At 49.1% G+C, this 15,124-nt stretch carries 10 protein-coding genes; 6 read left to right on the top strand and 4 right to left on the bottom strand.

The annotated features are described in order from the left end of the window. The first annotated feature begins 169 nt into the window (after positions 1–169). From AC6R1A_RS14730 to cqsA, 4 genes are all read left to right on the top strand, one after another. Positions 170–1,708, top strand: a complete 1,539-nt coding sequence (locus tag AC6R1A_RS14730) for a GNAT family N-acetyltransferase (RefSeq protein ID WP_487901412.1) — start codon at positions 170–172, stop codon at positions 1,706–1,708. 200 nt (positions 1,709–1,908) lie between these two features. After that, a complete protein-coding gene (locus tag AC6R1A_RS14725; RefSeq protein ID WP_500629476.1) occupies positions 1,909–2,475 on the top strand; it encodes a mechanosensitive ion channel domain-containing protein in 567 nt (188 codons plus the stop codon). A gap of 592 nt (positions 2,476–3,067) precedes the next feature. Then, on the top strand, positions 3,068–4,030 hold the full coding sequence (locus tag AC6R1A_RS14720) for a TDT family transporter (RefSeq protein ID WP_500632989.1): 963 nt from the start codon (positions 3,068–3,070) through the stop codon (positions 4,028–4,030). Positions 4,031–4,263: 233 nt separating this feature from the next. Then, positions 4,264–5,445, top strand: coding sequence for an alpha-hydroxyketone-type quorum-sensing autoinducer synthase (cqsA, locus tag AC6R1A_RS14715; RefSeq protein WP_500632988.1), 1,182 nt, complete (start codon positions 4,264–4,266; stop codon positions 5,443–5,445). An 80-nt stretch (positions 5,446–5,525) separates the two neighbouring features. Here cqsA and AC6R1A_RS14710 read toward each other — a convergent pair whose 3' ends face one another. The 4 genes from AC6R1A_RS14710 to AC6R1A_RS14695 form a co-directional block, all read right to left on the bottom strand. Further along, positions 5,526–7,568, bottom strand: coding sequence for an ATP-binding response regulator (locus AC6R1A_RS14710; protein WP_334551995.1), 2,043 nt, complete (start codon positions 7,566–7,568; stop codon positions 5,526–5,528). Between the two features lie 150 nt (positions 7,569–7,718). Next, on the bottom strand, positions 7,719–10,769 hold the full coding sequence (locus AC6R1A_RS14705; RefSeq protein WP_500632987.1) for an AAA family ATPase: 3,051 nt from the start codon (positions 10,767–10,769) through the stop codon (positions 7,719–7,721). Between the two features lie 9 nt (positions 10,770–10,778). Next, on the bottom strand, positions 10,779–11,954 hold the full coding sequence (locus AC6R1A_RS14700; protein WP_500632986.1) for an exonuclease SbcCD subunit D: 1,176 nt from the start codon (positions 11,952–11,954) through the stop codon (positions 10,779–10,781). 138 nt (positions 11,955–12,092) lie between these two features. Beyond that, the gene (locus tag AC6R1A_RS14695) at positions 12,093–13,178 is read right to left on the bottom strand and encodes a ketoacyl-ACP synthase III (protein ID WP_500632985.1); all 1,086 of its coding nucleotides are present in this window, start codon (positions 13,176–13,178) and stop codon (positions 12,093–12,095) included. A 95-nt stretch (positions 13,179–13,273) separates the two neighbouring features. On the opposite strand from AC6R1A_RS14695, the gene trxC reads away from it, so the two are divergent. Beyond that, positions 13,274–13,708: a thioredoxin TrxC gene (trxC, locus tag AC6R1A_RS14690; protein WP_500632984.1), complete on the top strand. Its 435-nt coding sequence runs from the start codon at positions 13,274–13,276 to the stop codon at positions 13,706–13,708. Positions 13,709–13,875: 167 nt separating this feature from the next. Further along, positions 13,876–15,036: an MFS transporter gene (locus AC6R1A_RS14685; RefSeq protein WP_500632983.1), complete on the top strand. Its 1,161-nt coding sequence runs from the start codon at positions 13,876–13,878 to the stop codon at positions 15,034–15,036. The last annotated feature ends 88 nt before the right edge of the window (positions 15,037–15,124 follow it).

The following is a 15,124-nucleotide window of genomic DNA, read 5'->3' as shown; positions in this document are numbered from 1 at the left end:
GCAAATACATCGGGACTTCAACTGGGATACCGATTCAGCATGCCGCAATAACCACATTTTTTATGTGACTTATTTCAAAACGTTAAAGGGACTTTTTGCATCAGTTATGTTTATGTTAACTCGCGCTTGTGGCATGCTGATTTCGTTGTGGTAACAAGGACATGATTAAATGGATAGCACTACTCCAAGACTCTCTTTACGTACAATTGAATCGGGTGATTATCCTCAGCTTGCAGAGCTGATGGACCTCGTCTTTCCCGATGTGGGTGGCGCATGGCCACGAATGACCATCATGGACCTGATTCACCAATTTCCTGATGGGCAAATCTGTATTGTCGATAACGATAAAATTGTTGGCGCTGCGCTGACGATCAAAGTCGATTACAATCGCTTCTCTCTGCCGCACACCTACACAGACATCATTACCGAGCAAAACGTGATTCAAAACCAGTCCTCGGGTGATGCCATGTACGGGCTGGATGTATTTGTCCACCCAGATTATCGCGGCCTACGTTTAGGACGCCGCCTCTATGACGCGCGCAAAGAACTGTGCCGAAACAAGAATTTCAAGGCGATTTTGGCGGGGGGACGTATCCCCAACTATCACAAATACGCCGACAAAATGACCGTGCCCGAGTACATCGATCAGGTCAAACGTCGCAAACTGCACGACCCGATTCTCTCGTTCCAGCTGGCCAACGATTTTGATGTAAAGCGCTTGATGCGTAATTATCTGCCTGAGGATGACGCATCGAAAGGCTACGCTACCCTGCTTGAGTGGGACAACTTCTTCTATGAAGAGGACATCATCTCTGTTCACGACATTGAAAAAACCTTAGTCCGCATCGGCGTGATTCAGTGGCAAATGCGCGCCATGCGCGATCTCGACGATTTGATGGACCAGGCCGAATACTTTGTCAGCTCTCTCTCTAACTACAAAGCGGACTTCGCGCTGTTCCCAGAGTTTTTTAATGCCCCGTTAATGGGCTTGCAGACTGGCCAAAACTCCGTCGAAGCGATTCGTTTTCTCGCCAGTTTCAGTGAAGAGATCAAAAACCGCTTCTCACAAATGGCCGTCACGTACAACATCAATATCATTGCCGGCAGTGTGCCAGTGGTGGAAGACGATCAGCTCTACAATGTCTCCTATCTGCTGCACCGTGATGGCGACATTGACGCGCAATACAAAATTCACATCACCCCGCACGAGCAAAAAGACTGGGTGATTGATGGTGGCGACAATGTGAAAGTGTTCGACACCGATGCTGGTCGAGTCGGCATTTTGATCTGCTATGACAGTGAATTCCCAGAGCTGGGCCGAATGATGGCCGAACAAGGCGTGCAAATCATCTTTGTGCCTTTCTGGACCGACACCAAAAACGGCTACCAGCGAGTGCGGATCTGCTCTCAAGCTCGAGCGATTGAAAATGAATGTTATGTCGCCATTGGCGGCAGTGTCGGCAACTTGCCAAGAGTCGATAATGTCGATATTCAATATGCTCAGTCTGCGGTCTTCTCGCCGTCCGACATCTATTTCCCTCACGACGCGACCTTAACCGAAGCGAGCGCCAACACCGAGATGATCATCTTCGCCGATGTCGATTTGACCAAGCTCAAGCAGCTCAACACCGAAGGTTCAGTCACCAACCTCAAACATCGCCGCAGTGATATTTACGGCACATTCATTAAACCCGACAACGAGTCGTGATATTTCGCTAAGAATCACCTCTTTTGCCCATCACTGAGCGCATGCCTCCTCCGCGCTCAGTGATAGCAACCTTGAACATCCGTTCTGCTCTATTTATTCGGCGTTTGTGAGCCAAACCAGTATCGCTAGACAAGGAGACCGGATTGCCACATCATGGCTCCACTGTGCTCACGGCTTAACCCAACGACATTACTGACACTATGCAAATTTTCGGCTTCAACGTCTCTGAATCGCTTCTTGGTAAACTTCTGTTCGCCTTCCTTCTATTCATCGCCTTAAAGCTCATCAAACACATCCTAGTGAAAACCATTCACGCCATGGCGCGTAAAAAGCAGGCGAAAAATAATCGCACCTTTTTTATCATTCGCGGCTTGAACATTGCCCTCTACTTTGTGTTTATTTCGCTGTTTTTGATTGCCTCAGGGATTGGATATGGCGATGTCTCGCTGTTTCTCTCGTCGATTTTCGCTGTGCTCGGCGTCGCCTTGTTTGCTCAGTGGTCGATACTCAGTAACGTCACTGCCAGCTTTTTGATTTTCTTTGTCTTCCCATACCGCGTCGGCGATTTGGTCAAAGTGATCGATAAAGATGAGGACGTCACCGGAGTGATTGTCGACATCACCACTTTTCATGTCCACATCAAACACGAAAAGGGCCACATCATCACCTACCCCAACAACCTGATTTTGCAAAAAGGCGTCCTTAAACTGCCGCCAAAACCCAAAGTAACTAAAAAGCCCCGTTTGTATACGCGGATTAAAAAATGATTCGCAATAGAGTACATTTAGTGAAAAAAGATAATGACCAGTTTTTTTGGGGAGGGTTACACAAGCACAGTGGTCACAAATTGGCGCACTAGCGTTACCATATCGCTATTGACGAGAACATTCGTTTAATGGGTTCCTAAACGACAAAAGGCGCACTTGGTTGTGCGCCCTATCCCTCGTTACTCAATCGTGAGTCTGCGAATCTTGAAGTCTATGTCTGCTTCGAGATCTAAAAACGAGGCTACTGAATTGACTTGTTGAATCCATCCAAACTGTAGGTAAGGCGGTATTTTCCTCCATGCGGGTCGGGTCATTTGCCTTACACTTTAACTATGGTCGATTTCGGCCAGTTCGCAAGTTTTATGCGGCACTATTTTCTCGCTTATCGATTAAAAGTTGAACTTTTCTCACAAAAGTGCAATTCAACTTTGCACGATTATCGATTGGGCTAACGCTAACCACAGGTATAATGACCACTTGTGCGGCGAAATCACGCTAACGTTCGTCAACACTTGCTTGGCAACCGTTTGGCTTGATACCATTCGCCCTCAATCAATCCGCAATACTCACGCACAATAGAAACGGAAATCCGGTGAACTGGAAACGCCTAACACAATTTCACAACGTCCCCCCTTCTCAGTCTTCTTTGGCACTTGGCATGATAGGCCTTGGGCAAGCATGGGCACTCTATATGCCCGACGTTGGTGACGTACTTAGGCCCTATTTTGCGTTTGCCGGCGCACTGCTGCTGACCCCCGTTCTGATCAAGTATTCGAACTACCATACCTTCATGAATGACATTCGCCACCCTCTCAGTGGCAGTCTGATGGCACCGATGAGTATGGCTTTACTGATCTTGTGTGACTATCTGGCGATCATCTCGCCTATTATCGCCTACCCGCTTTGGTTTGCGGCGTTAATGCTGCACTTAACCATGATGGTGCTGTTCTTTGGCTTTCAACTGCGCAACTTTAAAATGTCCAACATTGTGCCGAGTTGGTTTCTCTATCCTGTTGGCGTGATCAGCAGCTCGCTCGCAGGTTCCCAATTTGGTTTAACGCTGTTTTCTGAAACCATTGTTGCCATCTGTATCACCATCTACTTTTTTATGCTGCCGCTCGTACTCTATCGCCTAGTGTTCGAGGGGATGTTACCGCGCCGAGCCAGGCCTACCTTGGCAATTATGGCTGCGCCTATCAACCTCACCTTAGCCACGTATTTGGTCAATTTCAGCGAGCCAGATCCGATCCTAACCGGCGCGCTAGCGGGGATTGCCATCACCATGACCCTGCTTATCTACCTGTGCTACATCCGTTTACTCAGGCTCAAGTTCCAACCATCCATTGCTGCGGTGACTTTTCCGTCGGTCATCAGCGCCATCGCTATGCACCGCTTAACGTCATTCTTTGAACAGGCTCACCCACACTGGCACTGGCTGCATAACTTTGGTCTGTTTGAGCTCACCATTGCGACCGTATTGGTGATTTGGGTTTGCATCGGCTACATCAAGATGTATTGGCCAGAACTGGATCGCAATCACACCTCACCATCTTGAATTTACCCTCAAGCGTCACCTAAATATAGAGACTGAGATACGCTAACGTTTGATGATTTTGCATGAGTTAGACCCCAAAAGGGTAATAAATATTAATTAATAGTCATTACACACTTTTTTTGTTTGCTAATACGCTCAAAAAACAAACTATTTTACTAGACGGAATAATCTATTAGGTTCATACATATCCTTGTCAGCTGGCCATTCACTTGTTTTGAGAAAAGGATATGATTATGTTTACACTTGATAAGTGTTCGCCACTTCCGACGTTCGTTAATGAACGTATTTCGCACTATGTTGATGACCTAATTAAAACAAAAGATAATGGTCGTAATTTGGTGCTGGGTAAGAAGCCTAAACAAGGAGATATTCTTCTCCAATCCAACGATTATTTATCACTCGCCAATCACCCTAAGATTATTGACGCGCAAATCAATTCTCTCAGACAAGGGCAAGAGAGTGCGTTTATGTCGAACGTCTTTCTTCATAGTGATGCCCTCGACAAAACGGTGCAGCAGAGAATGGCGGATTATACCGGTTTTGAACACTGCACCATCGCCCCTTCTGGCTGGATCGCGAATATCGGTCTATTACAGACCCTATGTGATTCAGATACCAAGGTCTATATCGACTTTTTCGCCCATATGTCGCTTTGGGAGGGCGCGAGAATCGCCGGTGCTGATATCCATCCTTTCATGCACAACAATGTGAGACACCTTAAGCGCTTGATCAAACGACACGGTCCAGGCATCGTCCTGATAGACTCCATTTACAGCACCCTTGGCACTATTGCCCCACTTACAGAACTGGTTGAGACCGCGAAAAGTATGGGTTGTGCCATTGTTGTCGATGAATCCCATTCATTGGGTACACATGGCCCGAAAGGCGCAGGGTTGGTGGCTTCACTCGGTTTAACGCAGCAGGTTGACTTTCTCACTGCCAGCCTTGCCAAAACCTTTGCCTACCGCGCTGGAGCCGTTTGGTGTAACAACAACACGGGCGAAGTGATGCCCTATGTCTCGTTCCCATCGATATTTAGTTCGGCGATGATGGCGTGTGAACTCGACAGAATCGATGCAACCCTCGCGGTGATCAAGGCAAGTGATCCAGCGCGTAAACAGTTGCATCAAAATGCGGCCTGGATGCGCCGAGCGCTGGCAGATGTCGGATTTGATATTCGTAGCGAATCACAGATCATCGGCTTAGAAACCGGAGATAAGACCAATACCCGCAAAGTTCGTGATTATTTTGAGCAACGTGGCGTGTTCGGATCGGTATTCTGTACGCCAGCAACGCCCGACAATAAAAATATTTTGCGCCTGTCGCTGCACAGTGCATTAACAGCAGAGGAGTTGCACAAAATTGCGTTAGTGGCTGAATCGGCATTTCACGATAAAAATTTACGTTTTATCTAAACAGTATTTATTCAAATTAAACAAGGAAAGGTGTCATTTCGGATAAAAAATAGGGCGATAAATTCGCCCTATTTTTATTCTTATAGGTACTCAGATATTTTATCAAATAAGTGTTCTTTATCGGCCGGTTTAATGAGGTAGTCATTCATACCCACCTCTTTTATGCGCGCCATGGTTTCTTTACGATTATCACCGGTATGGCCGACGATCGGCACATTGGCGTAAGACTGCTGAGAGTGACGAATCTTCTGCGTGGTATCAAAGCCATCTAACTTGGGCATTTCAATATCCATGATGACCAAATCAACCGGCTCTTGGTCGAGTTTCTCCAACACATCATTACCGTCTTGCGCTTCAATGACTTGATAACCTTGTTTGCTCAACAAAATCGCGGTGAGCGAGCGTAGCGAACTGTTGTCATCAGCAATCATAATCCGCTTCGCTGCCGTAGGTCGCTTGCGAGGAATGAGGTTGCGATTCCCTTCTCTTGAATCAAAAATCACTTCATCGATGAGCGCGATGCCCTCTGAGATCACCCGCTGCTTTTCCAGAGGATAAAAAGTGAGGTAGCGATTAAACGCGTCATGATAGACGCGATTAGGTTCAAACAGATACACCAGTTTGGCTTCGGTAAAGTGCAACTTGGATTCCAAGTGCTTAAACTGCGCTTCGTTTAAACCATCCAGATCGACGAAAATCAGATCGTACTCAAACTCGAACTCTTCACGCGCGCTGGCTTCGCTGTACGACCATCGGATCATTTTGAAACCGGAGTAGAAAGCGTCCTCGTTCAGTTTGCGCATGATTTTGGCGTCTTCGCCAATGTAGACAATCGCTTTGTCTTTCATCAGATCGTGTTTGATATGACTGACTTGCTCAGAGACGTAGTTTGGGAAAAACAGCGTGAATTCAGTCCATTCGCCATACTCGGATTGGCAACTGATGCTGCCTCCAAATGAGTGCATTACCCGTTTACAAAACGGCAAGCCTAGCCCATGACTGGAGCTCTTCCCTGAGGTGTAAAAATCTTTAAAAATATGCTGAAGCTTCTTCGGCTCTATCCCGACCCCGGTATCTCTCACAGTAATGGTGTTGACATCGTGATGAACGGCGAGCGTCACGGTGATCGAAAAATCTTCGCTATTTTGATAGTAAAAGGCGTTTTTCAATAGGTTATACAAGGCATACTTGAGCAAAACGTCACTACCAAAGTAGTCAAAATCGTGCTCAATATGGAGCGAGACGAGATTCTTGGAGTGCACACCGGGGTAAGAGAAACTCTCCAGTGTGTCCTCTACTACTTCAGCGGCGCTATGGCGCACAAAGGTAGAGCGAGAGACACGATTTTGATCAATGGAGGTGAGCAACAGATCGATCGCTTCATTGCCGTTATTGATGATGACGTCAGCGTTGTTCAGGATCTCTTTGATAACTTGAACATTCTGTTTTGACATCTTGACCTCTTCATCTTGATGGCTAACATCCGGTAAAGAGGAGTTCACCACATCCACGGAGGCTTTCAGCGCACTGAGCGGATTGCGCATCTCATGAGCAATCCCGGCGCCAAACGACTTCGCAATCGCCACTTTCGCTTCATGTTCAACCTGATTGCGAAAATAGAACAGGTTGCCAAAGACGTAAGTGAACAAAAAGATGGGAATGTATGGCCAAACCACATCCGGTGCGGGGTTGTAGTTGACCATGTTCAAGTCACCGGCGAACAAATAGGCAAAGCCGACAGCGACAAACGCTTGCGCCAACATGACCCTTGTTTCGTGCACCAGTAAGACATGCAAAAAGATCGAGGCCATAAACGACATCGCCCACACCGTTGACCAGTGGTTCTTAAACAGCATGTAGGAGAAGAAAAACGGTAAACAGACCGCCACACAGCCTAAATAGTAATAGGGCATATAGCGCTGCAATGTGGCCGGAAGAAACTCGCGCAAAGCGAGTACGAGCAGCATCACGGAGCAGACACTTCTCAGCAACAGGTCTTCATAAGGCTGAGGATAAATGTATTGCCAAATCAGATAGTAGAGAGGAAAACCAATCGCCCCCATCCACCCAACAAGGGAGAGATTGGGCTCTGCATACTGGTAGACCTTTTTAACCGCATCCATATCGTGTCGTCACATCCAATGTCGTGTTGTCTTCACTCTTCACTATCGTGCTACTTACTCAATTGGTCACTATGAAACCATCAACGAGTACAATGATCATACAAAACATCCTACTACAGTGAAAGAAGAAACCAATTGCACAACTTAAGTTTAGCTCAACATTGGGCCAACAACGCGAATCGTGCTCCCCGTTTTTGCACTGACCACGTCTATTCTGTGAGACATTTGCTCTTTTAACTCACTGACGTGTGAAATGACCCCCACTGTGCGACCCGTTTGTTGCAAGTCGATTAACGTTTGCACCGCCAAATCCAACGATTCAGGATCAAGGCTGCCAAAGCCTTCATCAATAAATAAGGTGTCGAGTCGAATCCCACCACTGTAAGACTGCACTACATCAGATAGACCAAGCGCCAACGAGAGCGCAGCCATAAAAGATTCCCCGCCGGATAAGGTCGCGACATCGCGCGCTTTGCCTGTGTAGCCATCTTCAACCATCAAATCCAAGCCTCTACCGGCTGCGCCGCGAAAGCCGTGCGTTTTACGCGTCAGTATGTAACGCCCTTTACTCATCAGTGCCAGACGTTGTGACGCTTGAATCAGGACATCATCAAGCAAGACGCCGAGCACAAAGCGATGCAAACTCACGCGGCTGCCGGTTTTACCGCTGGCAACATCGTACAAGGTGCCGAACACCTGATACTCTTTTTCCAATTCGGCATTTTTCTCTTTTAGACGCTCGATCTTGCGCTGCACGTTCTGCAACGTTTCAACTGTCGCTCGCTCGCCATCAAGTTGCTCTCTCACCTGCGCATGATGTTGCTGATGGTGATTGAGTTCGTTTTGCAGCGCTTCAAGATCCGGCGTAGACTGCCCTTCCAACGCGGTGGTGATGTCTTGAATGGTTTGCTCAAGACGAATCGTTGCTTGGTTATAGTCGTCCAATTCACTTTGCCACTTCGCCATTTGCTCGGCTGTGGCTTTCGCGCTAATAAAGGCGTCAAGCGTTGCCAGTTCACTTTGCTCTAAGGCCTGTTGCCACTGTGCGTTCGCTTGCTCGGATCGCACTTTGGCCTCTTGCAACAACGATTGGTGGGTGCCGACTTCAGAAGCGCATTGAGACTGCTTGAGCGTACTAGCTTGATAGTGCTGGTTTGCCCGCTGCTGCTCTTTCTCTATCGCTTCGATTTGACTTAATAGCGCAGAGCGCGCGGCCTCTATTTCTTCGATATCTTGTGTTGCGCCACCAAGTTGTTGCGTCATCTCTTCGATGCTCGCCGCGAGGGAACTGACGGTATTGTGATTGGCCGCTATCTGCTGTTTGATCTCATTGATTTTTTGCTCGCCGGTTTCACAGCGCTGCGTCAGTTCATTCACCTGCGCTTCAAGCGCCGTCACATCCAATGACATCAGCGCCTTTAAGCGATCCTCAACCTCACTTAGACTTGCCTGTATTGCCGACAGCCCCTGAACGGCGATCTCACCTAACTCGGCTTTAAACGCTTCCACCGCTTGCTGGCTTTGGTTTAACGCCTGCTTAAGATGTGAAACGTGCGCCTGAGCTTTCACCCACTGTGAGTGCGCCTGCGTCTCTTCACTGCGCGCCTGAGTCACCTGCTCTTTACTGACCGACTCGCCGTCAATTTGCGCAATATTCGGGTGCGCCTCGCTGCCACAAACCGGACAAGGCTCCCCCTCTACGAGTGTTTGCGCCAAAATGGCCGCTTGCGCTTGGTGCCAGCGTAGTTCGACGCGGTTCGCCGCCTGCTGTTGTTGTTCAAACGCTTGAGTGACGTTGACTAATGCCGCCTCTGCCGATTTAAGCTCTTCGGCCTGTTTGACCGCGTCTTGCTCCAATTGGGTCAGTTTGCGCAGATCGCTTACCGCGCGCGTCAATTCCGACTTTTGTTGCAGAAGCTTAGATTGCTCTAGTCGCTGCTCACTGGCTTGCTTGTGATCGTTTTTCGCACGCGTTAAATCACGCTGGAGTTTCTCTTTATGAGAGAGGTACTGAGCGAGCTTCTCGTCAAGTACCGCACTGTGCTGCTGCTCCTCTTTCTGGCGTGAGATGAGCGCTTGTCTTTCCAACCATTTTTGTTTGATGGCCTCGAGCTTGTAACGCTCATCATTGAGTGCCGGTAGCTGTGCCGCTGCTTTTTCTGCCTCTTCATGCGCGATTTTCGCTGCTGCTAAGTCGTTATCTAGCGCCTGTTTGCTCTGCTGCAGTTCGGTCAACTTGGTTTCAAAACGAGTGACGTCTTGTGCGCTCTGCCATTGATTTTGATAAGGCAGTTCAATACTCGCCGCCTGCTTTGCACGCTGCAAACGGACTTGAGTCTCCGCAATCTGAGACTTTGCCGCTTGATGCTGCGTGAAAGATTGCTTGGCCTGAGACAACTTGGCGAAATCATCGCGTATTTTCTGCCCTTGCTGAAGCGCTAAGGTCGATGCACTAAGCGCTGCTTGCGCTGCGGCTTCTTCCTGTTTTCGCTGTTCAAGAGCGACACACGCGGAGTCGTAGCGGGTATTAAGCTCTTCGATGCTAGCGACATTGCCCACCTCAAGCGCGCCGCGAATTTGGTTGTCAAACTCATCTTTGCTTTTGCTGATCGAGGCGGCTTTGTCTTTTAGCGCGTACTCAATTTTTTTGTAGATATCGGTTTGGAACAGTTGGCCGAAAATCTCTTCGCGCTCTTTCGAACTAGCGAGTAGCAATTCACGAAACTTACCCTGTGGCAGTACCATGACTTGACGAAATTGGGTCTCATTGAGACCAATCAATTCGGTGACCAACGTTTTGACCTGCGCCGTTTTGCTGGTCAAAAGCACCTCTTCGTCACCCAACTGATAGAGCGCAGCGCTGTGTTTGCGTGTCGTTGTGCCTTCCCCGCGCGCTTTTGGCGCTTCTTGCTCTGGGGAACGCGTTACGCGAAAGCGTTTGTCGTGCAAGCGGAATTCGAACGTCACCTCTGTCGGCACATCCAACTTAGCGCTATCACTGCGCATCTGGGCGCCGAGTCGCTCATTACTGGTGGTTTCACCATAAAGCGCAAAACAGATCGCATCTAGCAGCGTCGTTTTTCCTGAACCCGTTGGGCCATTGATCAGAAACAGTGGGTTGCTGCCCAGTTGACGAAAATCAATCGATTCGGTGCCCGAAAACGGCCCAAAGGCCTGCATAACTAAGGTGATGGGTTTCATGAGCGCCCCTTACTGCTGGCTCAGTTGTTTGATAATCGCCGAAACCGCGCTCTCTTGCGCTTGAGTCAGCTCATTGCCTTGCGCTTCTTTGAAAAAGTCGCGGAACATATCGACTTCGCTGCGCGATAGCGTCGCTTGCGCCATCGACTGCTCTACCCCCACTAACATGCCGGGCTTTTCCAAATGCAACACATTTGGATAGACAGTGCGCAGCTTCTCCATCGGATTGAGAATGGCGTGTTGGTCGGTTAATCGCACCAACAAATAGTCGTGGGCGCGAGGATCGGTTTTACCCGCCGCGAGGATCGCTTCCAGCTCCCCTTCGATGATTCGAATTTCATGTGGCGCTTGCAGCGGAATATGCGTTGTCGCAACCAAACCGCTGCGATCAAGCTCTACTAAGGTCATGCCTTTTTTATGGTGCTGCTCTGAAAAGCTGTATTTCATCAATGAGCCACTGTAGCGAATATGGGCTTCGCCTTTGTATTGCGGCTGGTGAAGATGGCCAAGGGCGACATAGTCAAAATGGACGAAATGCTCATGACTGACACATTCGGAGCCACCAATCGAGAGTGGACGCTCCGACTCTGAGCTGATCGCACCATCAACAAAACAGTGGCTGATCAACACATGACGTTGTGACGAATTAAGATGAGGCGTGATCAAATCAACCAACGCAGCATGAGCGTCATCGTGAGTGGCAATCGGCTTTTGCGCCTCAGGCGTTGCTTCGTCTTGCTGTTGAGAGGTGTGATTCAAGTAGTGGCGCACTGTCTCTGGATCGTTAAACGGCATGCCATAAAATGCCACTTCTCCGGCTTGGTCACTGCACAACACAACCGGTTCGAGCATCTGCTGAAAATCGCTGATAATGTGCAGCCCTGCGCCTTTCATGTGTGCAGAGCCAAACCCGAGGCGCTGCGCGCCATCGTGATTACCCGGAATCAAAATGACGGGCGTATTTAACTCCTGGCAAACACGATTTAGCGTTTCATTAAGCAGTTCAATCGCCGCGGTCGGCGGCACCGAGCGATCATAAATGTCACCAGCGATCACCAGTGCATCGACGGGATGCTGCGCCATGTACTCCACCATCTGGTCGAGCACCACACGCTGATCGTCAATCAGCGACACATTGTGAAACTGTCGTCCTAAATGCCAATCCGAGGTGTGAAGAAATTTCATCTTACGTCGTTGTCCTTATGTGATACTGCCAGCCAGTCATCGACCATCATGAAAAAAGTCGCGACAATTCGCGACTTCTCATTGTATTGGCCTAATCGTATTTGTTGAGGCTGCATTGCCTTGTAAATTTAGGCCTGTTTACTCTGCGTGTGTTTTACAAAACGCGATCGCTTGTTCCAATAACTCAAGCGCAGACGCCTCTACTGGAGGAAGTGTGGCATCACTTTGGCCTAGTGGCGTAACTCGCTCACCCCATTTTATGTGGCCTGCGCCCCAAGTTAAACCTGCGCCAAAGGCGGCGAGCAGTAGGTTGTCGCCAGGCTTAATAAAGCCTTGTTCCAGCGCTTCACACAAGGCAATCGGCACAGTGGCCGCAGAGGTGTTGCCATAGTTCTGGATGTTAACAAACGCTTTGTCTTGAGCAATCCCGGAAAGATCACACAAGGTTTGAATGATGCGGATGTTAGCTTGGTGCGGGATCACCACATCAACATCGTCAGTCGACAGTTCGCTGCGCGCCAGCACCGATTGAGCAGCTGCGCCCATGCCTTTCACCGCACGCTTAAAGATCTCTTTGCCGACAAAATCAAACGCCCAGTAGCCGTTGTCCGCAGCGAAACGATCCATTGAGGTACCAAACTTGGGCACCGCCAAAATATCACGCCCAGCCGAATCACAGCCAAGCTGCGCCTGTTGCAAGCCCACTTTTTCCGTTGTGCAGCTCAACACCGCTGCGCCTGCGCCATCACCAAATAACACCGCCGTATCACGCTGGGTCCAATCGATAAAGAAAGAGAGGCGCTCTGCTCCGATCACGATTGCATGGCGGTAATTGCCTGATTGAATAAGACGAGTCGCCGTTTCTAATCCGTAAACAAAGCCTGTACACGCTGCGTTCAAGTCAAACGCTGCGGCGGCTTGAACGCCGAGGTTTTGGGCGACTTTAGACGCGGTATTGGGAATCAGCGAGTCAGGTGAGCAGGTCGCAACAATAATGAGATCCACCTCATCAACACCGACATTGGCACACGCGAGTGCGTGTTTGGCGGCAACGGTTGCAAGATCTGACGTATTCACATGGCTGATGCGGCGCTGCTCTATACCGGTGCGCGTTTTAATCCATTCATCGGAAGTATCTAGAAAAGTGCTGAGGTCATCGTTGGAGAGCGTGGCTGGCGGTAGGCATTTACCCCAACCGGTAATTTCTGCGTAATAGCTGGTCATTATGTGCCTTTTTACATTCTTATTTGAGTCACTTGGCGTTTTCAGAGTATAACTAGTGTGTCATTGAGTTGAAATAATTAATAAAGAGAAAAGTCATGTCTACCTTCAATACACGATGCCCATCATGTTCTGGTGTCAACCGCGTGCCGCTCGAGCGCGTATCGGAAAGCTCTAAATGTGGTAAATGCCAATCGGCGTTGCTCGATGGCCAACCGATAGAAGGCACGTCGCTGAACTTTAATGCCCTGTTGCAAAGCAGCCAACCTGTGGTGGTCGATTTTTGGGCGCCTTGGTGCAACCCTTGTGTGGGCTTTGCACCTGTCTTTGAAGACGAAGCCGCCGCCAGACAGGGCGAAGTACGATTTGTCAAAATCAACACCGAAGTTGAGCAAGCGTTGGCCGCTCAGTTTCAGATCCGTAGTATTCCGACTGTGATGGTATTCAAAAACGGCCAGCGCGTGGATGTGATTAACGGTGCGCTTCCTCGCTCGCAATTTAGCCAATGGCTAACTCAAGCCATCAATAATTAACCTTGAGTTCCCACTAACGACTCGACAAAAATCTCTTGTCGAGTCGATTAATTCTTTTCGTTTTACCCACAAAACTATTCAGTCCATATTCGCGCGAAAACTCACTGGTTAATTTCTCAATCCTTGGTTCCTTATGGCCAAGGATTGTCCGTTTTGAGGCGACGACGTTGGACAACACTCTTACTCCTACCCGCACTATCCGTGTCACGGTTCCTGTGATTGCATTGGCGCTATACGCCGTTGCATCGGGCTATTTGATGAGTTTGATTCCGCTGATGCTGCCTCACTACGATCTGGATACCTCACTCGCCAGTTGGCTTGCGAGCGTATTTTACGCAGGTCTATTGATTGGCGCGATGGGTGTAGAGCCTTTGGTGCGCCGATTAGGGCACAAAGCCGCGTTTGTCTGGTGTTTAGCGCTATTTCTACTCACGATTGTGGCCTTGCCATTAATGCCGTATGCAAGTAGCTGGTTGATCGCACGCTTTGTCGCAGGCGCGGCAGTTGCAGGGGTGTTTGTTGTGGTCGAATCTTGGTTGCTGCACGGTGACGAACAGTCACGCGCTAAACGCCTTGGTCTTTACATGGGCGCGCTGTATGGCGGCGCGGCGCTAGGCCAATTGGGTATTGGTGTCATTGGCGTATCGGGTGGTGTGCCTTTTATTACTATCACTACCCTTTTATTGCTCGCCATTATCGTGCTGATGTTTGGTGACTCTGATCAACCCGAGCACGGAGAGAGTACCTCACTCTCTTTTAAGCAGATGAGCAAATTAAGCCATGCCGCAATCATTGGCTGTGTTGTGTCTGGTCTCACCCTCGGCGCAGTGTACGGCCTGATGCCTGTCGAATTGAGTCAACGTGGCATTGCCCATGATGACATTGGCGGCTTAATGGCGCTGTTCGTTTTGGGCGGTATGGCGATTCAGCCATTAGTGCCAGCATTGGCGAAAGTGTTCGGTCGCACACCTCTAATGGCACTCTTGTGCTTGGTGGGCGTGGCTGCGATTGCCTTTACCTCTATGGTGCCGGGTCTGCGAGCTCTGGGTGCCGGGCTATTTGTACTTGGTATGGCGACCTTCGCACTCTACCCCATTGCGATCAACTTAGGCTGTGATGGCTTGAACGCCCAATACATCGTCTGCGCAACACAAGTGATGCTGTTCAGTTACAGTGTCGGTTCTGTAGTGGGACCTGTGGTAGCAGATGGGTTTCTTTCTGGCCCTCAAGGATTGATGGGCTATTTGTTCGCGGCGCTGCTTGCTACTAGCATCTATATGTTGCTTGCCTCGATACGGGGTAAACGCAAAGCCGCGATCGGTGAATAAATTAGTACCGCGTTAATTAAAACATCGCACAAAAAAATACCAACCTGATCAACAGGTTGGTATTTGCCCCCTGGAAGGATAGGGCTAG

Source organism: Vibrio sp. R10-SG3-ISO3 (assembly GCF_059834225.1).
The sequence above is the reverse complement of the archived record's forward strand: the minus strand, read 5'-3'. Positions and strand labels throughout refer to the sequence as shown.